This is a genomic window from Rothia sp. 11273D007AR, assembly GCF_053547255.1.
Genome location: NZ_JBPPWJ010000008.1, coordinates 29158 through 46691, shown reverse-complemented (window position 1 = coordinate 46691; position 17534 = coordinate 29158). Strand labels below are relative to the sequence as shown.

The 17534-nt window shown below is 61.4% G+C and carries 18 protein-coding genes; 12 read left to right on the top strand and 6 right to left on the bottom strand.

What is annotated here, in order from left to right; all coding sequences use genetic code 11:
• The first annotated feature begins 2 nt into the window (after positions 1 to 2).
• The 5 genes from ACED88_RS05860 to ACED88_RS05840 all read left to right on the top strand — a co-directional run bounded on the left by ACED88_RS05860 (position 3) and on the right by ACED88_RS05840 (position 5303).
• Positions 3 to 1280, top strand: a complete 1278-nt coding sequence (locus tag ACED88_RS05860; RefSeq protein ID WP_449107654.1) for a glycosyltransferase 87 family protein — start codon at positions 3 to 5, stop codon at positions 1278 to 1280.
• Between the two features lie 145 nt (positions 1281 to 1425).
• On the top strand, positions 1426 to 2085 hold the full coding sequence (locus ACED88_RS05855) for a hypothetical protein (protein WP_449107653.1): 660 nt from the start codon (positions 1426 to 1428) through the stop codon (positions 2083 to 2085).
• Positions 2075 to 2800: a hypothetical protein gene (locus ACED88_RS05850; RefSeq protein ID WP_449107652.1), complete on the top strand. Its 726-nt coding sequence runs from the start codon at positions 2075 to 2077 to the stop codon at positions 2798 to 2800. The genes ACED88_RS05855 and ACED88_RS05850 overlap by 11 nt, the downstream gene beginning before the upstream one ends.
• 60 nt (positions 2801 to 2860) lie before the next feature.
• Positions 2861 to 3988 (top strand): CPBP family intramembrane glutamic endopeptidase, encoded by a 1128-nt coding sequence (locus ACED88_RS05845; RefSeq protein ID WP_449107651.1) that lies wholly within the window; start codon positions 2861 to 2863, stop codon positions 3986 to 3988.
• A gap of 10 nt (positions 3989 to 3998) precedes the next feature.
• A complete protein-coding gene (locus ACED88_RS05840) occupies positions 3999 to 5303 on the top strand; it encodes a M18 family aminopeptidase (protein WP_449107650.1) in 1305 nt (434 codons plus the stop codon).
• 217 nt (positions 5304 to 5520) lie between these two features.
• Here ACED88_RS05840 and ACED88_RS05835 read toward each other — a convergent pair whose 3' ends face one another.
• Together ACED88_RS05835 and ACED88_RS05830 are read right to left on the bottom strand one after the other, a co-directional pair.
• Positions 5521 to 5886 carry a GNAT family N-acetyltransferase gene (locus ACED88_RS05835; protein ID WP_449107649.1) on the bottom strand — a complete coding sequence of 122 codons (366 nt, stop codon included), beginning with the start codon at positions 5884 to 5886 and terminating at the stop codon, positions 5521 to 5523.
• Positions 5887 to 5954: 68 nt separating this feature from the next.
• On the bottom strand, positions 5955 to 6410 hold the full coding sequence (locus ACED88_RS05830; protein WP_237186266.1) for a carboxymuconolactone decarboxylase family protein: 456 nt from the start codon (positions 6408 to 6410) through the stop codon (positions 5955 to 5957).
• A gap of 102 nt (positions 6411 to 6512) precedes the next feature.
• On the opposite strand from ACED88_RS05830, the gene ACED88_RS05825 reads away from it, so the two are divergent.
• The gene (locus ACED88_RS05825) at positions 6513 to 7250 is read left to right on the top strand and encodes a phosphatase PAP2 family protein (RefSeq protein ID WP_449107648.1); all 738 of its coding nucleotides are present in this window, start codon (positions 6513 to 6515) and stop codon (positions 7248 to 7250) included.
• Here the strand turns inward: ACED88_RS05825 and nadE are convergent.
• Positions 7219 to 8043, bottom strand: coding sequence for an ammonia-dependent NAD(+) synthetase (nadE, locus tag ACED88_RS05820; RefSeq protein WP_449107647.1), 825 nt, complete (start codon positions 8041 to 8043; stop codon positions 7219 to 7221). The genes ACED88_RS05825 and nadE overlap by 32 nt on opposite strands.
• 172 nt (positions 8044 to 8215) lie before the next feature.
• On the opposite strand from nadE, the gene ACED88_RS05815 reads away from it, so the two are divergent.
• The gene (locus ACED88_RS05815; protein ID WP_449107646.1) at positions 8216 to 8683 is read left to right on the top strand and encodes a DUF4870 domain-containing protein; all 468 of its coding nucleotides are present in this window, start codon (positions 8216 to 8218) and stop codon (positions 8681 to 8683) included.
• A 4-nt stretch (positions 8684 to 8687) separates the two neighbouring features.
• Here the strand turns inward: ACED88_RS05815 and ACED88_RS05810 are convergent, their stop codons facing one another.
• On the bottom strand, positions 8688 to 9113 hold the full coding sequence (locus tag ACED88_RS05810) for an arsenate-mycothiol transferase ArsC (protein WP_449107645.1): 426 nt from the start codon (positions 9111 to 9113) through the stop codon (positions 8688 to 8690).
• A gap of 262 nt (positions 9114 to 9375) precedes the next feature.
• Here ACED88_RS05810 and ACED88_RS05805 point away from each other — a divergent pair, with 262 nt between their 5' ends.
• The gene (locus tag ACED88_RS05805) at positions 9376 to 10560 is read left to right on the top strand and encodes a tyramine oxidase subunit B (protein ID WP_449107644.1); all 1185 of its coding nucleotides are present in this window, start codon (positions 9376 to 9378) and stop codon (positions 10558 to 10560) included.
• Positions 10561 to 10748: 188 nt separating this feature from the next.
• On the opposite strand, the gene ACED88_RS05800 is transcribed toward ACED88_RS05805, so the two are convergent.
• Positions 10749 to 12725 carry a M13 family metallopeptidase gene (locus tag ACED88_RS05800; RefSeq protein ID WP_449107643.1) on the bottom strand — a complete coding sequence of 659 codons (1977 nt, stop codon included), beginning with the start codon at positions 12723 to 12725 and terminating at the stop codon, positions 10749 to 10751.
• 240 nt (positions 12726 to 12965) lie between these two features.
• Between ACED88_RS05800 and ACED88_RS05795 the strand changes: the two genes are divergently transcribed.
• The 4 genes from ACED88_RS05795 to ACED88_RS05780 all read left to right on the top strand — a co-directional run bounded on the left by ACED88_RS05795 (position 12966) and on the right by ACED88_RS05780 (position 16992).
• Entirely contained in the window at positions 12966 to 13937 is a 972-nt protein-coding gene (locus ACED88_RS05795; protein WP_449107642.1) for a hypothetical protein, read from the top strand.
• A gap of 110 nt (positions 13938 to 14047) precedes the next feature.
• A complete protein-coding gene (locus ACED88_RS05790; RefSeq protein WP_449107641.1) occupies positions 14048 to 15568 on the top strand; it encodes an MDR family MFS transporter in 1521 nt (506 codons plus the stop codon).
• 21 nt (positions 15569 to 15589) lie between these two features.
• Complete coding sequence (locus tag ACED88_RS05785) at positions 15590 to 15850, top strand: trypsin-like serine protease (protein WP_449107714.1); 261 nt, start codon at positions 15590 to 15592, stop codon at positions 15848 to 15850.
• A gap of 155 nt (positions 15851 to 16005) precedes the next feature.
• A complete protein-coding gene (locus ACED88_RS05780) occupies positions 16006 to 16992 on the top strand; it encodes an aldo/keto reductase (RefSeq protein ID WP_449107640.1) in 987 nt (328 codons plus the stop codon).
• An 89-nt stretch (positions 16993 to 17081) separates the two neighbouring features.
• On the opposite strand, the gene ACED88_RS05775 is transcribed toward ACED88_RS05780, so the two are convergent.
• Positions 17082 to 17507: an arsenate-mycothiol transferase ArsC gene (locus ACED88_RS05775; RefSeq protein WP_449107639.1), complete on the bottom strand. Its 426-nt coding sequence runs from the start codon at positions 17505 to 17507 to the stop codon at positions 17082 to 17084.
• Positions 17508 to 17534 lie beyond the last annotated feature (27 nt).

The window sequence follows — 17534 nt, the reverse complement described above, 5'->3', positions numbered from 1 at the left end:
AGGTGCCCCTCTTCAGCCTCACTACCCGCCTGCCCGCCCGGCACATCATCTGGCCGGCCCTCACCGGCATCTTCTTCCTAGCGGTCATGCAGTGGCACATCCGCCACTCCATGATCCTCAACGGCCAAGACTTCGAGGTTTACCGCACCGGCGCAGGCGTAGTCTTCGGCGACCTCTACCCCGGCAAGACCCTCTACAACTACTACCTCGAAGACGGGCAGCCCATCACCCTGCCCTTCACCTACCCGCCCTTTGCGGTCATGGTCTTCGCCCCCTTCGCTTTCCTGCCCCTATGGGCCGGTGCCGGGGCTATGACCCTCCTGGCCGTCCTGGCAGCCCTCTGGATCTCGGTGCTGATTCTTAACCACGCGCGCGCTCGCGGAATCACCGTACCCGGCGAGGCTCTGCTGGGTAGCCGCTCGACGGTTGTAGTGATGGCTACCTGCATCACCATGTTTAGCCCCTGGGACCGCGGTATTGGCCTAGCCCAAATCAACGCCCTAATCCTGCTGCTGGTGCTCATCGACCTGCTCCGCCCAGCCACCCGGGTGCCCCGCGGCGTGCTCATCGGTATCGCTGGCGGTATCAAACTCACCCCGCTGGCCTTCGGCCTAATCCTGCTCATGCGCCGGGACATCAAGGGGGTGCTTACCCTGGGCGTCACCTTCGCAGCCACGGTCGCGGCAGGGTTCATCTTCATGCCCGCCACCGCCCGCGAATTCTGGTTCTTCGCCATCTCAGACCCCTCCCGCGTGGGCAACATCGCCTATGTCGATAACATCTCCACCCTGGGCTGGCTTCTGCACCTGGGACTTGCTGAAGGGCCGCTGCTCTCGGCGTTGCGCTACGGCCTTATTCTGGCCCTGCTGGTGGGCGTAGCCTACCTCATTCCGGTGCTGCACCGCCACGGCATGGTGCTCTCCCAGATAGCCCTCAACGGGTTTCTCATGATGGCCATGTCGCCCATTTCTTGGTCCCACCACAACATCTGGCTACCCCTGCTGATTGCCGCCTTCTGGCTGGATGCTTTCCCCACCTTCTTCGCCCTCGCCCCCCGCGCGGTTCGCCTACTGGCCGGTGCCCTAACGATCATCGGCTTCGCCGGGCTCATCTACGGGCCCATGCGCATTGGCATTCGCCTGGACCCCACCACCCACAACCTCGACGAGCTCAGCCAGGCCGCCCTGGCAGCGTCCTCTGCCCCCATCATCTGCCTCACCGCAGCGGTGCTGCTCTGGGTCGCGGTTGCGGTGCGCTACCGGCGGGCGCTCGCCAGCTAGTTTTCTGCCCTCAAGGCCGTGTGACGTGCAAGTTTTCATAAGGACGCCTGAAATTTAGGGGAGTAAGGCGGTTTAACGCTTTGAAAGCGGAACCTAAACGGAGAGAGATATTTCATAACTATGCCGGCTTCGGTACAATTATGAAATGATAACCGTTGAAGCTTACTCCCAAAAAGCAGGCATAACCCCCAGAGCAGTGCGATCCAAAGCTCAGCGTGGGCTGATAAAGGCACATAAATTTGGAAATCAGTGGGTTATCGAAGAAGATCCCTCACCTGCTGAAAAGTTATCTGCTGGTCGCCCCCTCTCAACTCGGGCTTTTAACGACTTAGCTCTTATTGCTGACAATTTTTCCCCAGAACTTCCACCTCAGCGCAAGCACCGGGCTAAACAAAGACTTCAGCAGCTAAAAGTAGAAGGCTTTAGCCGTTTTCTTGGTTTTGCTCGTAGAACAGATCTCGATGTGCAGTACTTCTTGCTCTCCCACCAGGAGATTGCTGAACTTTCTCAAGAGCTTGCTTCACAGCTCACCGGCGTTAGTAACCCGCTAGCAGGAATAAACGGAACTCTCGTTGATGCCTACGTATCCAGGGAACAGCTAGAAGATATCGTACTTTTCTACTCTCTATCTCCAGCAACGAAAGCACACCATAATGTACGGCTTAGAGTAGGGGATGTACCTAAGAACATCTCACGTCTGCATATTGCCGCTGATCTCTATGAGGATGCTACTCCTCGTTCACAAACTCGTGCGCGGGAACTTTTTGCGCAAGTAATGCAACAAGGACTCGGCCATGGAGACTAACGTCGTTAAAATCAATGCTCTTAGTGAAGCTGAAAAAGAGACCTGGTGGGCTCTCTTTGATATTGCCCTCCAAATGCCAGATGGGTGGGCGATAACCGGTGGAAGTCTCATGAGACTTCTTCTTGAAGAAAGGCGGCACCTTGGCGCGCGGGCAACAAACGACATCGACGTTGTGCTTGATGTAAGAGCCCGTCGTGCAAATGTCTCCGAGTTTTATGAGGCTCTTGACCGGGTTGGTTTTTCTGTAGATGGACATAACGCAAGCGGGCAGAACCATCGGTGGGTGCGAGGCCGAGCTCAGATTGATGTTCTTGTTCCCTCTGGGTTGAGCTTGAGGACGCTATCGTGGAACTACCCGGGATTTGGCAAGCTTTTGCCCACGCGGGGAGCCCAATTCGTTTTATTTGATGTCGAAAAGGTGCTGGTGCAGGTGAACGAGCGTCAAGGCACCGTTAACCGCCCGACAGCATTAGGAGCTTTATATGGGAAATGCTCTGCACTTTTGAATAATGGGGATACTGATAAAAGCCGTCACCTTGCAGATATAGCTCTGCTGAGTAAAGTTCTCAGTGTAACGGAGCGAAGACGCATAGTTGGGTTAAGCGGTAAACAAAAATATCGACTAAAAAAAGGAATTCAGGGTTCGTTGAGTGCGTCTTCAGATGCTGAGTCAGTTGAATCGCTTAACCGGTTGCTTAAAATTCTCGAGCGTTAGACCTGTGTAAGAAAGCCCTTCCTCGGTTTTCTCTGTAAACCTGCCCTGTAGGGTAGAGGCATGAGCACACCCAACGACCCCCGTATTCCCTGGCAGACACCCGCCCCCAACCCACCGCAGACTGTGGCACCGGACTACGGGCCGGCGTCCGCCCACCCGCTAGCAACCCACCCGAACCCGGTGCCCCTGCCGCCGGTCGGCTGGCGCCCCGGCTATCGGCAAGAGAAGCAGAGTCTGGGCTACCACCGGCTTTCCCACGCCGACCCTAAAGGTGCCTGGTGGAAGCCCCTGGTTGAAGCCGTCATCGGGGTGCCTCTCTACCTGGTGCTCTCCCTGCTGCTGGTTGTTGCCTTCTTCTTCGTGCTCCTGCTGGGCCTTGACCCCGCTCTGCCCGCTGACCCCAGCTACCTCATCCTCGCTGCGAGCCCGGGAATCCTTGAACAAGAGGCCCTGCGGAGCCCCGCCACGTTCGTCTTTCTCTTCGGGTCTGTAGCCCTCATGTTCCCTGCCCTCTGGCTTGCCCGCCTGATTCTGGGGCCTAAGCCCTGGGGCCTGATTCACTCGGTCGCCGGGCGTATGCGCTGGGGCTGGCTGGCTACCTGCTTTGGGATAGCAGCCCTGCTCATTGTGGCCCTGCCCCTCGCCTTTGATACGGCTCTGGGGGCCCGCTACGTTCCCAGCACGACCCTGCCGGTGAGCGGCCTCATCGCTATGCTGGTCGCTATCGCCCTGGTGGTGCCGGTGCAGGCTTACGCTGAAGAACTGGTCTTCCGCGGTTATCTCATGCAGACCATCGGCCGCTGGCTGAAACACCCCGCCTGGGCCATTGTGATTCCGGCCCCGCTCTTTATGCTGGGGCACCTCTACGACCTGTGGGGGCAGCTCTCTGTACTGGTCATGGGTCTTGCCGCCGGGTACATTACCTGGCGTACCGGCGGGCTCGAAGCGGCGATTGCCCTGCACGTGGTCAACAACCTGCTGGCCATGAGCTTCGGTGTGCTGGGCATGGCCGATCCCTTCCTGCAGGAAGGTTCCACCGTGGGCATGTTTATCTCGTCGCTGGTGTCGAACGGCCTGTTCGTGCTGGTCGTTATCTGGGCGGCGAACCGTCGCGGGCTGGAACGCGCCCGCCCAGCCCTGGTCTGGGTCAAGGAAGGCCACCCTGAAGAGCCGCAACCTGTCCGGTAAAATGTGGTCTATGACTCTTTCACAGACCTTCGATGCCCGAACCAACATTGATGATTTAGCCGCCTTCGTCACCGCGTCCCCCACCTCCTTCCACGCGGCGGCCGAGGCCGCCCGCCGCCTGACCGCTGCCGGTTTCACAGAGCTGAGCGAGCAGGACGCCTGGGGTAGCACAGCTGCGACCGGCAAGCACTTTGTGGTGCGCGACGGGGCCATCATCGCCTGGGTGGGCACCGAAGCCCACGAAAGCTACCGGGTGCTGGGCGCCCACACCGACTCCCCGGGCTTCAAGGTCAAGCCCAAGTCCTCCGTACGCACCCTGACCTGGAACCAGGTGGGGGTCGAAGTCTACGGCGGGCCCCTCCTCAACTCCTGGCTCGACCGCGAACTGCGCCTGGCCGGGCGCCTCACCGTCCTGGTCGACGGGGCACTCGAAACCCGCCTGGTCGCCACCGGGCCAATCGCCCGCGTCCCCCAGCTCGCCATCCACCTGGACCGCGCCGCCAACGAGGGCCTCAAACTCGATAAGCAGGGCAACCTCTACCCCGTCTGGGGCTTCGGCGACTCCACCGGCGACGTGCTCGCCTACCTGGCCGAACGTGCCGATGGCGGGCCCATCGACCCCGAAACCATTGTGGGCTACGACCTCATGTTCGCCGACTCCGCCGAACCCCGCGTCTTCGGCGAAAACAACGAGCTCTTTGCATCAGGTCGCCTGGACAACCTCAGCTCCGTCCACGCCGGCCTCACCGCCCTCATCCGCTACGCCGAGGCCGGGGTAAAGTCAGCCCAGACCGCCGTGCTCGCCGCCTTTGACCACGAAGAAATCGGCTCAGAATCGCGCTCCGGGGCTGCCGGACCCTTCCTTGAGGACGTCCTGGTTCGGCTCTCCGAAGCCCGCGGCGAGTCCGCCGAAGCCTACCGCCGCTCTATCTCTGAGTCGGTCTGCCTCTCCTCGGACGCTGGCCACCTGGTGCACCCCAACTACGCCGGGCACCACGACCCGACCGTCCGCCCCGTGCCCGGCGGCGGGCCCCTGCTCAAAATCAACGCCAACCAGCGCTACGCCACCGACGCCGTCGGCGCCGGAATCTTCGCCCAGGCCTGCGCCCTGGCCAAGGTGCCCTACCAGGAGTTCGTCTCCAACAACAACGTGCCCTGCGGCTCCACCATCGGCCCCATCACCGCCACCCGCCTGGGTATGCGCACCGTGGATGTCGGCGTCGGCCTGCTCTCCATGCACTCAGCCCGCGAACTCACCACCGTAGCCGACATGGCCCACCTGACCCGCGCGATTGAGGGGTTCTACCGGGTCTAACACGGAAAGAAGCGACGAAGGTTCACGCTCGCTGCCGACCCTCTCGCTGGTTCGCTAGCTGGCTCGCAAGCTCGCCAGATTCGCACCGAGATTTATTTTCCTCGCACGCTCGGAATCTCGGTGCTCATCACCAGCGATTCACGCCAGCCCCGAGCCAGCAGCTTCGCTGTGAACCTTCGTCGCTTCTACGTAAATGTTTAGGCTGAGTGAAGGCGTCTTAGCCACGCACTGCCTTCGCTAAAAAGCGCAGGTGGGCAGGTTCGGGCTTGCGGGTCTTATCGGCGTAGTCGGGGTGCTTCTCCACCCAGCTCTTGATGTAAGGGCAGACAATGACCGGTTCGTACCCGGCTTCAATGGCCTGGTCGAGGGCGCTTTTGACGAGCTTGGATGCCAGCCCGTGCCCGCCGAATTCTTCCTTCACCACCGTGTGGGGGAAGATACGCTGGTTGACCCCGCCTTCGGTGTAGGTGAAGAACTGGGTGAAGCCAACCGGGCTGCCGGAGCTGTCGGCAAAGATTTCGTAGGCGCCGCGGCCGTCCTCGTCGCGCTCAGCAACACGCGGGTTCTCAAGGGTTGCGTTCATAGGGAAGTCCTTTCGTTGGGTCTACCTACTTCAACCGTGTTCCCGTTCAGGTATTCCCGGGTGGGTGGCTAGGCCGGGTGCTGCGACATAATCGAAATCCGGTTAGCTGCGTTCATAGAAATCGCTAGCCACTGCACGGCACTGTACTGCTCGTCAGTGAGCACACCCCGGGCGTAGGTGCGGGCAAAGTCGCGGTCCTCGGGGCAGGGGAGCTTGGTAACGGTTTCAGCCAGGAAGAGCGCCGCCTTTTCAGTGAGGCTGTATTCGCTGCTTTCCTCCCAGACGCTCACCAGGGCCCGACGGTTCTCGCTCAGACCCGCCTTGATGGCTCGCTTTGTGTGCACCTTCAGGCAGTAGGCGCAGCCGTTAATCTGCGAGATACGCAGGCAGACCAGTTCGATGAGCTGGTCATCAAGGCCCGCTGCGCGGGCTGACTCGCCTGCCTGCTTGCTCAGTGCACCAAAGGCTGCCCAGGCTGCCGGGTCGGATTTATCGAGATAAAACTCTTTGGGTGTATCAGACATAGCACCAGCTTACTTGCCCGGCTCTCTAGCAAGCAGGCAGCTAGACTGGACGGTCCGGGGTGAGCCGGTAATCTAGAGGTGCCCCCGTGAAGAGAGGTAGCCGTGAACCACATCCCCGAATCGCCCCGTACCGGTGGGGTGCGCGTCCGTCCGCCCGCTGCGAGCAAGGACGCCCCCGCGCCCGCACCTGCCCCCGGCGAGTTGGCGGGGCTCCGGGCCCGTCTGGCTCGTGCCAGCCTCACGGGCTTTCTGGTTTTTGTGGCAATGTGGCTGGTCAACGCGCAGTCCCTCACTAACCTTGTGGATAACGCCGTCTGGCAGGCGTCGCTGACCTGGCGCACGGGTGCGCTCGATGCCTTTTTCTCGGTGCTCACCCAGGCCTTCAACACCCTGCCCATGACGATTTATGTGCTGGTGGCTCTGGGGTTCTTCATCTGGCGCTACCGCTCTGCCTGGCCCCTGGCGACCCTGGGCGTAACCATGATCCTGGCCCCGCTCACCGTCACCCTCATCAAAAACCTTGTGGACCGTCCGCGTCCCTCCCTCACGCACCGCCTCGTTGAGGAGCTGACCTTCTCGTTCCCGTCGGGGCATTCCACCAGCACCGCTGCCTTCTGCGCTGCCCTCTTCCTCACCGCCTACCCCGCCCTGATGCAGCGAGGACGCCGTGCTCTGGGAGTAGGGCTCGGCGTCCTCGCGGTGACCATCGGGTTTTCCCGTATCTATGTGGGGGTGCACTGGGCTACCGACGTGGTCGGCGGCCTAGCCTTGGGCCTGGCAATCGCCTGCCTGGTGCACCTGGCCGTTTTTACTGCCTATACCAGGAATCAAAAATCGTGACCGGGGTGGTGCGCTTGTGGCGCGACCGCAAGAACCTACCTTCGATGTTTTCTGCTGCCGCCGGGTCGATGTCCTTGCCTTCGAGGTAGTCGTCAATCTGGTCGTAGGTGACGCCCAGCTCGTCCTCGTCGGTGCGGCCGGGCTTACCGTCGAGCAGGTCGGCTGTGGGTACCTTCTCCCACAGGCGGGTATCAGCCCCTAGCACCTTGAGCAGGGCCCGGTTCTGGCGCTTATTCAGACCGAAGAGAGGCATGATGTCAGCTCCACCATCACCGAACTTGGTAAAGAAGCCGGTGACAGCCTCAGCGCCGTGATCGGTGCCGACCACCAGCAGGTTCTTCTCACCCGCCAGGGCGTACTGGGCAATCATGCGGGCACGGGCCTTCACGTTGCCCTTGTTGAAGTCAGCAATGGGGCGGCCGGTCGCGGTAGTAAAAGCGGACTCAAAGCCGTCAACAGCCTCTGCGATGTTATAGGTGACGGTCTGCTGGGGCATGATGAAGCGCAGGGCAGCCTGGGCGTCGTCCTCGTCGGCCTGCACCTTGTAGGGTAGGCGGACGGCAATAAACTCAGCCTCAACACCCTCTAGCTCCAGCTGCTCCACAGCCAGCTGGCACAGGCGTCCGGCCAGGGTAGAATCCAGCCCGCCCGAAATGCCAAGCACAAAACCGCGGGTGCCGGTGGCTTTGAGATAGTCCACGAGGAATTGGACGCGCTTGCGCACCTCCTCAGCCGGGTCGATGGAGGGCTTCACGCCCAGTTCTTCAATGATGTGAGCCTGTAAATCGCGCATGACTCTATGCTACTGCCCGGCATGCCCCGGTCTTACCGTTAGGACGTAACGCACCGGTTAACTCTCCACCCAGAGTATGAACTCGCATACGCATGTATCTGCCTATACCCACTTGAGCCCGTCTGTTGACTACAGTGAAAAGTAGAACACTGACGACGAAGGAGATACAACCATGACTGAACAGAACCAGAACCCCTACGGTAACTACGGCAATCAGAATGGGCCAGGGCCTAACTTTTCTACCCCAACCTACGACGCCTACGGCAACGTCATTCCGGCTGATGCTAAGAGCCTGGCTACGTTCGCCCACCTCTCAGGTCTGCTGGGCCTGGTATTGACCGCATCTTTCGCGAGCTTTGTGGGCCCTCTAATTTTCTGGGCAATTTACAAGGATAAGCCGGGGTACGCCTTTGTGCGTGTGGCTGCTGCCGGTGCCTTTAACTTCAGCTTCACCCTCTGGATCATCAATACCGCCGCCTGGGTGCTGACATTTGCGACCTTCGGGCTGGCAGGACTATTTACCTGGATCGTCTTCATCGCGGTATGGGTAGCCCTGATTGTTGTGCACATTCTTGCAGCGGTGAAGGCCAATAGCGGTGAAGTTTTCACCTACCCCATGACCCTCACCGTGCTGAAATAAAGCCCTAGCGGGTGAGTTCGTCGAGCAGGGCCCTGACGCGGTGATCAATATCGTCGCGAATCAGGGCCATACGCTCTGCACCCTCAATACCCTGGTGGGAGGGCTCTACGGTTTCCCAACGCTCAGTCTTAGCCAGGATCTCAGGGTCATCGGTTTCAAGCTGGGCAGCAGCCCCCACAATAACGATGCGGTCTGCGGCAGCTAGATCCCCAGCGGATGCGAACTTGGGGGTACCTGTGCTCATATCGGCCCCAATTTCGGCCAGTGAAGCGGCCGACTCAGAGTTCACCGCACTACCCACCGCAGCCTTGGTACCCGCAGACGTCGCGCGCACGCGTCCTTGCGCATGAAGGTTCATCAGGGCCTCAGCCATCTGCGACTTACCCTTGTTGGACTGGCAAATAAAAAGAACGCTGGGGGTGGGGTTCACGGGGCCTCCTCGGGACTGGTGCGGGTGGGCTACTACCCACCGTGGTGAGACGCATACAGAGACGACCTTACCGCCTCTTGCTTAACATCGCATGAATTCTTCAATGACCTGTCTATCAGGTTAAGCTGCTCCACGGCGAAAGCATGCGGAAAAGGGCCCTACTACCTGCCAGGTATGCCCAAAAACTCATTTATCTGCACCCGGCAAAAGTGTTATGTTGATTCGTCTGAACTTTTAACACTCACAGTTGGAGATCCCCCGCTTGACTTCACACGACGCCTACCTCAACGCAGCCGTTGACCCCGAACTCAACCCCGTCTTCCCCCGCATCGACTTCCGCTACCTCTCAGAAGCCGACATGATTGCAGCGGGCGTAGAAGACGTCGCCGCCTGCACCGACGCCATGGAAGAAGCCCTGGCCCTGCACGCCCGCGGCGACTACCGCATGGCCGGCCACAACGGCGAATCCCACGGCGCTAAGGTACAGTTCCCCGTCAACCCCGCCCACGAGGGCATGCCCGCCGACGGCCCCGACCGCCGCTACGTTGCCATGCCCGCCTACCTGGGCGGCTCCTTCCGCACCATGGGCGTCAAAACCTACGCCTCTAACATCGACAACCGCGAGATTGGCCTGCCCCGCTCCATTCTCATGCTCACCCTCAATGACGCGACCTCCGGCGCCCCCCTCGCCTACATGAGCGCCAATCTGCTCTCGGCCTACCGCACCGGCTGCGCCTCCGGCGTCGGCGCCCGCCGCTTCGCCCCCAAAAACGCAAAGGTGCTCGGCCTGCTGGGCCCCGGCGTCATCGCCAAAGCAACCGTCGCAGCCCTCATCGAAGCCCGCCCCACCGTCGAAACCATCAAGGTGCTCGGCCGCTCCCAAAAAGGCATCGATACCTTCATCAGCTGGGCCGAAGAAACCTACCCCGGCATGAACGTCATCGCCGTTGAAGAACTCGAAGAAGTTGTGCGCGACTCAGACATCGTCACCTTCTGCACCTCAATCCACGTGGGCGACCCCGAAACCTACCCCACCGTCCGCCGCGAATGGGTCAAGCCCGGAGCCTTCTTCGCCATGCCCGCCGCCTGCAACCTCGACGAGGGCATGTTCGAACCTGACGTGCGTAAACTCGTCGACAACGCCGGTATGTACGACGCCTGGGCCGAAGAAACCGAACCTGGCAAGTCCCACAACTACGTCTCCATCGTCGGCTGCAAGTTCAACGACCGCATCCACAACGGCCTCATGGCCCCAGAAGAACTGCGCGACATGGGCGAAGCCCTCAACCACCCCGCCCCCGAGGACGACGAAGAAAAAATCACCGTCTACTCCGTCGGCGGCATGCCCATTGAGGACGTCGCCTGGGGCACCGTGGTCTACCGCAACGCCGTCCGTAAGGGCATCGGCACCGTGCTGAACCTCTGGGACGTCCCCGCAATGTCCTAGCGCTCGGGCACACACATACTACTAAGGGTGCAGGGGCTTTCCCCTCCGGCGACTAACCTTCTCGAGCTCGCGCTGGCGCGCTCCCTCGATTCATGCCCCGCCTGACGGCGGATTCCGTTCACTCTCGTGTGCTGGCGCACCCGCTCACTCCATCCAGCCAGTCGCCTTCCGGGGAAAGCCCCCTGCACCTACCAGATACGCACGCGCTCCTCCGGTGCCAGGTAGAGGGCGTTGTCGGGTTGTACGTCGAAGGCGGTGTAGAACTCGTCGATGTTGCGGACCACGCCGTTGACGCGGAACTCCTCGGGGGAGTGGGGGTCGATAGCCAGGAACATTTCGGCGGTCTGCGGGCGGGTCTTCATTCGCCAGCCCTGAGCCCAGGAGATGAAGACGCGCTGGGTGGCGGTGAGCCCGTCGAGGACGGGGGCGGTCTCAAGGGTGAGGCCCTGACGTTCCAGGTAAATCTGGTAGGCCTTAAGGGCGATGGAGAGGCCGCCCAGGTCGCCGATGTTTTCGCCTAGGGTCAGTTCGCCGTTGACGGTGAACTTCTCGGGGTCCAGGCCGGTGGGAGTGTAGCCGTTGTACTGCTCCACCAGGGCCTTGGTGCGGGCGGAGAACTCTTCGCGGTCGGCGTCCGTCCACCAGTTGTTGAGCGCGCCGGTGCCGTCGTACTTGGAGCCCTGGTCGTCGAAGCCGTGGCCGATCTCGTGGCCAATGACGCCGCCGATAGCGCCGTAGTTGACGGCGGCGTCTGCGTCCACGTCGAAGTAGGGGGCCTGCAGAATTGCGGCGGGGAAGACAATCTCGTTGGCCGGGGGCATGTAGTAGGCGTTGACGGTCTGCGGGGTCATGAGCCACTCGGTCTTGTCAACGGGCTCGTTGATACGGGCAACCTGGAACTCGTGCTCGAACTGGCCTGAGCGGCGCAGGTTTTCGAAGAGGTCATCGGTGAGTTCCAGGGTGGAGTAGTCGCGCCACTTGTCGGGGTAGCCGATCTTGGTGACGAACTGGCCCAGCTTTTCAAGGGCGCGGGCGCGGGTTTCGTCGGTCATCCAGTCCAGGGTGGTGATGGAGCGGCGGTAGGCTTCGAGTAGGTCTTCGACCAGTTCCATCATGGCAGCCTTGTGGGTGGGCGGGAAGTGGACAGCGACGTACTCCTTGCCCAGTTCTTCGCCGAGGGAGCCTTCGACCAGGCCGACGCCGCGCTTCCAGCGGTCGCGCTGCTCTTCGGTGCCGGAGAGGGTGCGGCCGTAGAAGTCGAAGTTTTCGGCTGAGATTGCGTCGGTGAGGTAGGGGGCGCGGGCGTGGGCCATGTGCCAGATGTACCAGAGCTTCCAGATGAAGAGGGGCGCGGACGTCCACATCTGGGCGACGGCTTCGAAGTAGGAGGGCTGGTTGACGACGACGGTGCCGGCCTTGTCGGTGGAAATACCCATGCCTGCTAGCCAGGTGGTGAAGGGGAAGCCGGGGAACTTGTCATCCAGGTCTGCGGCGGCAACGGGGTTATAGCGGAGGTTAGCGTCGCGGGATTTGACCTTGTCCCAGTGATGGGAGGCCAGTTCGGTTTCGTGGGCGAAGACGGCGCGGGCGGCGTCGGCAGGTTCGAGGCCGAAGCTTTCGGCGAGGCCGGTGAGCTCGAACATGCGGCTGATGTGGGCGACGTAGGCGTCGCGCAGGTCGGCGTATTTTTCTTCGCGGTAGTAGGATTCGTCGGGCAGGCCCAGGCCGGTTTGGGTGAGGTAGAGGACGTACTTGTCGGGGTTTTTGGCGTCGATGCTGGTGTACCAGCCGATGGGGCCGCCGTGGCCGTGAATATCAAGCTGGGACATGACAGCTACGAGGTCATCAGCGGTTGCGGCGTCGAGGACGGGCTGAACTTCGGCCAGGAGCGGAGCGATGCCGTCCTGCTCGATCTTGTCGGTGTTCATGAAGGAGGCGTAGAGGGCGCCGATGCGGGAGGTGGGTTCGTCGGCCGCAAATTTTTCGACGATGTCACGGACGTGTTCCTCGGCTGCGTCGCGGAGGAAGTACATGCCGCCGTCGCGGGAGCGGTCGGCGGGAATTTCGTGGGCGTCGTACCAGGTGCCGTTGACGTGGCGGAAGAAGTCGTCGGCTGGGTTGGTGGCGGGGTCGAGGAAGCTAGTGTCAATACCGGTGTTACTCATGCCCCTTAGTTTAGGGGGCAGGACGCGCCCCCGTCAGCTGGGTCACGCCGGTTCGGCTAAGAGCGTGAGCGTCCATCCCTCACCCCCTTTGGACCATATGGGGCTCAAAAAAGGGGTAAAAATGGGCAATTTTTGGGCTCATTCCGGTCCAAAGACAAGGGAACGTGCCGCTGCTACTTAACAAGAATTCCGAGGACTAGGCTAGATAATACGAGAACACCGCCGTCGAAAGGCACCGTCATGGGTAAGAAGCCAGAACTCAGCAAGGAACTTAAGCGCTCCACGGGCAAGGCCCAGGAACGCTACATCAAGGCCTACACGAAAGCCCTCAAGAAACACGACGACGTGAAGAAGGCTCACACGAAAGCCCAGAAGAAACTCGAGGAGAAGTATGAGCTGGTCGGTAAGGCGTACCAAAAGATATCTGACAACAAGCCCCAGCAAGCAGATCACAAGGAAAATCAGAAGAAAAACAAGGGTAAAGGTAAGGGTCAAACCCCGGCCGGTGCGCGTCCCCAGCCCGACAAGGTCACTCAAAAGAAAACTAAAAAAGACACTCAAAAAGCTGACCGGCCTAGCGTAAAGGCCAAGAAGAAAGACCAGGACGCCGCCGCCCGCCCTGGCAAGACCAAGAAGGGGGCCGACAAGGCACAGGCAGAAAAGAAGGCTGACCAGAAAAAGTCGAAGAAGTCAGATCCTAAGAATGCCCAGAAAGCTGAGCCGAAGAAGACTGACAAAAAAGCCAAGAAGAGCGCAGCCCAGCGTGAGGCAGAGCTGATTCTAGCTACCGTCGACGCCCCCGCTGAAGAACCTATCACCTACGAGGACATCCTGGACGCCGAGGCCGTCACCCCCGAAGACATCGACGCCTTTGAAGAGAACTCAACCCTGCCCGAGCTAGACCTGCCCGAAACTATCACCGGGGTAGGGGCGTCCGAGGGCCTGGCCCCTGAAGAGGCGGACGAGCCAGATAACGCCGAAGAAACCTACGAAGAGGTCTTCACTAGCCCCAACCTGGCTGACGACCCCGCCGCCCCGGCGTCCGCCCCGGAAGAGAAGCTAGCCGTTGAGAACCTGCTGGTCGACGAAGCTGACCCCCTGGACGGAATGACCCGCAACCAGCTCTACAAGCTGGCCCAGGGCCTTGAAATCCCAGGGCGGTCCGCCATGACCAAGGCCCAGCTGCTAACTGCCGTCCGCGCAGCCCGGTAAACCTGCCTGCCCCCGGGGCCCTGACCTAGCGGGCCCCGGGGTGCTGTGACCTATATCTGTGAGCAAACAGCTATTGCGCGAAAGGTAAGACAGGAGTAGGCTTAACGCCTATGTCTTCAACGAAAACACACTCACAGAACCCTGAAACTGGCACAAACCCAACAGTCTCAACCGGCCCGGGCACCGCGTCCGTACCCGTGGCCCACAAGCTAGAACGCCACGAGTTCCTGCTGCTGGCCATCATGGTGATTGCGGCTTTTGTGCTCATCCTCAACGAAACCCTCCTGGGTGTTGCCCTGCCTGACATCATGGCAGACCTGAGCATTTCAGCATCCACCGCCCAGTGGACCTCTACCGGCTTCATGCTGACCATGGCCGTGGTGACCCCGGCCTCAGGCTTCATCATCTCCCGCTACTCCATCCGCACGGTTTTCGTGGCGGCTATGGCCCTCTTCTCCCTGGGCACCCTGGTAGCGGCTATCGCCCCCGGCATTGCCCTGCTCCTGGTCGGGCGCGTCCTGCAGGCAGGCGGCACCGGCGTGATGATTCCCCTGCTCATGACCACCATGATGCGCCTGGTCGCCCCCAGTAAGATTGGCCAGGCCATGGGCATCATCGGCATGGTCATCTCAGCAGCACCCGCAGCCGGGCCGACCGTCTCAGGCATCATCCTCAATGCCGCCTCCTGGCGTTGGCTCTTTTGGCTCATCCTCCCCATTGGAATCATCGCGCTCCTCATTGGTCTGCGCCTGGCCCCCCGGGAGGCCCCCGGGGCCAGCACCCAGAAGCTGGACCTGCTCTCTATCGTCCTCTCAACCCTGGGCTTCGGCGGCCTAGTGCTGGGCCTGTCGTCCATGGGTGGCGACTCAGCCCACGGTGGCGCCCACCTGCCCGTTAACCCCTGGGTTGTGGTTGTTGTAGCCGCCGTCCTCATCGCCCTCTTCGTGTGGCGCCAGATCCAACTCCAAGACCGCGGCCCCTTCATGGACATGCGCATCTTCCGCGCCCGCCCCTTCACCCTGACCGTCATTATGAGCTCAGTCGGTATGGGCGTCATGCTAGGAACCGCTATCATGATCCCCCTCTACACCGTGAACGTCCTGGGCATGACCGCCCTACAGACCGGCCTGATGCTCCTGCCCGGTGGGGTGCTGATGGCCGTGCTCAGCCCCTTTGTTGGGCGTCTCTCGGACCGCTTCGGTGCCCGTACCCTGGTGATCCCTGGGGCCCTGCTCTTCAGCGCCTCCATCTGGCTGATGAGCACCTTCTCGGCGTCCACCCCGGTCTGGTACATTATCGCCACCTACATGCTTATGACCTTCTCCCTGCCCCTCATCAACACCCCCATGATGTCAGTGGGCCTGGCCTCGCTGGGGCATGAACTGCACGCTTTTGGCTCCTCTGCCATGACGACCTTCCAGCAGGTATCAGGTGCGGCGGCAACGGCCTCCTTTGTGGCCCTGATGGGGGTTGGCATGGCCGCCCACGGCGGGAGTGGGGTGGAGGCCTACATGGCCGGTGTCCACCTGGCCTTCCTGGTGGCCGCCTTCCTCTCCCTAGCCTCTATTGTGGTGGCCTTCCTGGTGCCCCGGGGTAAGGCTGCTGCCGGTCACGCACCGATGGCCCACTAAACGTCTCTTCACCGAGTCTTTCTGAAAGGACGCGGCCCCCCCGCCGCCCAGGTCAACGGTGTCACAGGCGCCGCCAACCATGGCGACTCCGGCGGGCCCCTCATCGTCGGTGGCCGGGTCGTCGGCGTCTGCTCCAAGGGCGACACCAACGACCCCGGAGCCAACATCAACGCCGGATCCCAATACGCCCTGCTGAACCAGTCCTCCGCCTGGATCCAGCGCACCACCGGCCTGAATTTTGCCGGAACCTTCTCAGATGGACGTGACACCCAGCTGAACTAAAACCATCTGAATTCCTTTCAAGGTATCTTGTCCCTTTGTGTGTGAGGGGTGGTGCCCGGGACGTTTGCGGCCCGGGCACCACCTTAAGGGAAGGGAAAGGACGCCCCCGCCCCGGCCCCTGGCACCAGGAGGCCGGTGGGCGTAGGGTAGGGGATATGAGCATTGAATACCGCCAACTAGGTCAGAGCGGCCTGACCGTATCCACCGTCGGCCTGGGGTGCAACAACCTAGGCCGGGCCAAAACCGCAACCGAAAGCCAGGCCGGAACCAACGCCGTCCTCACCGCTGCCGTTGACGCCGGTATCACCCTCTTCGATGTCGCCGATATCTACGGGTCTGAACCGGGCGTCTCTGAAACCATGTTCGGGCAAGCCCTGCGCGAGACAGGCATAGACCGCGATGAGATTGTGATTGTCTCCAAGTTCGGCATGGACATGGGCGGGGCCAACGGCACCGACCACGGGGTGCGAGGCTCCCGCCGCTACATCATGCGGGCAGTCGAAGCGTCACTGAGCCGCCTGGGCACCGACTACATCGACCTCTACTTCCACCACACCCCCGACCCCGCCACCCCCATGGAAGAAACCCTCTCCGCCCTGGGCACCCTCATCGACCAGGGCAAGGTGCGGTACATCGGCCACTCCAACCACGCCGGCTGGCAAATCGCCCACGCCGAGCACCTAGGCCGGGCCCTAGGCCACCGCTACATTGCGGCAGAGAACAACTACAACCTGCTCGACCGCCGCGCTGAGCTTGAGGTTCTGCCGGCCGCGCGGGCTTTCGGCCTGGGCGTCCTGCCCTACTTCCCCCTAGCCAACGGCCTACTGACGGGCAAGTACAGCCGCAAGACAGCCCCGTCCGACGGCCGCCTGACCCGCATCAAGCCCGAGCTCCTTGAGGGTGCCAACTGGGACCAGCTTGAAGCCTTCTCAGCCTTCGCCGCCGAGCGCGGCCTAACCGAGGTGCAGGTTGCCTTCTCCTGGCTGGCCCAGCAGGCACCGGTTGCTTCAGTGATTGCCGGGGCGACGCGCCCTGAGCAGGTACGCGCCAACGCGGCAGCTATTGTCCGCCGGTTTGACGCGGACGAGCTTGCCCTGCTTGACGAGATTTTCCCGGCCCCGGAGAAAATCGCCCCCTTCTAAACCAACCCCAATAAGATAGGCCGCCCTTTTCTCCTACCTCCGGTGAGATTTCTCGGAGGCAGGAGAAAAGGGCGGCCTTTTATACCGGACTAGGCGGTAAGCTCAGTCAACAGGGCGCGGACGCGGGCGTCGATATCGTCCCGAATCAGGTTCATGCGCTCAGCTCCTTCAATTCCATCGTGGGAGGGCTCAACGGTGTTCCAGCGTTCGGTCTTAGCCAGAACCGCCTCATCCGTAGTTTCAAGCTGGGCCGCCCCACCCAGAATCACAATGCGGTCAGCCGCTGCCAGGTCATCGGCGCTCGCGAACTTGGGTACGCCCTTGCTCATATCCGCACCGATTTCAGCGAGCGAAGCGGCAGATTCAGCGTTAACCGCGCTGCCCACCGCAGCCTTGGTGCCTGCGGACGTCGCCCGCACGCGTCCTTGCGCATGGAGGTTCATCAGGGCCTCAGCCATCTGAGACTTGCCCTTATTGGACTGGCAGATAAAAAGAACGTGAGGGGTAGAACTCATAGCTCCATAATACGGCCCGCCAAGAAC

Bases quoted from the DNA above. Each gene is read 5' to 3' on its own strand.
- ACED88_RS05855 (WP_449107653.1), top strand. From the start codon at position 1,426: ATGATAACCGTTGAAGCTTACTCCCAAAAAGCAGGCATAACCCCCAGA.
- ACED88_RS05850 (WP_449107652.1), top strand. From the start codon at position 2,075: ATGGAGACTAACGTCGTTAAAATCAATGCTCTTAGTGAAGCTGAAAAA.
- ACED88_RS05845 (WP_449107651.1), top strand. From the start codon at position 2,861: ATGAGCACACCCAACGACCCCCGTATTCCCTGGCAGACACCCGCCCCC.
- ACED88_RS05840 (WP_449107650.1), top strand. From the start codon at position 3,999: ATGACTCTTTCACAGACCTTCGATGCCCGAACCAACATTGATGATTTA.
- ACED88_RS05835 (WP_449107649.1), bottom strand. From the start codon at position 5,886: ATGAACGCAACCCTTGAGAACCCGCGTGTTGCTGAGCGCGACGAGGAC.
- ACED88_RS05830 (WP_237186266.1), bottom strand. From the start codon at position 6,410: ATGTCTGATACACCCAAAGAGTTTTATCTCGATAAATCCGACCCGGCA.
- nadE (WP_449107647.1), bottom strand. From the start codon at position 8,043: ATGCGCGATTTACAGGCTCACATCATTGAAGAACTGGGCGTGAAGCCC.
- ACED88_RS05815 (WP_449107646.1), top strand. From the start codon at position 8,216: ATGACTGAACAGAACCAGAACCCCTACGGTAACTACGGCAATCAGAAT.
- ACED88_RS05800 (WP_449107643.1), bottom strand. From the start codon at position 12,725: ATGAGTAACACCGGTATTGACACTAGCTTCCTCGACCCCGCCACCAAC.
- ACED88_RS05795 (WP_449107642.1), top strand. From the start codon at position 12,966: ATGGGTAAGAAGCCAGAACTCAGCAAGGAACTTAAGCGCTCCACGGGC.
- ACED88_RS05790 (WP_449107641.1), top strand. From the start codon at position 14,048: ATGTCTTCAACGAAAACACACTCACAGAACCCTGAAACTGGCACAAAC.
- ACED88_RS05780 (WP_449107640.1), top strand. From the start codon at position 16,006: ATGAGCATTGAATACCGCCAACTAGGTCAGAGCGGCCTGACCGTATCC.
- ACED88_RS05775 (WP_449107639.1), bottom strand. From the start codon at position 17,507: ATGAGTTCTACCCCTCACGTTCTTTTTATCTGCCAGTCCAATAAGGGC.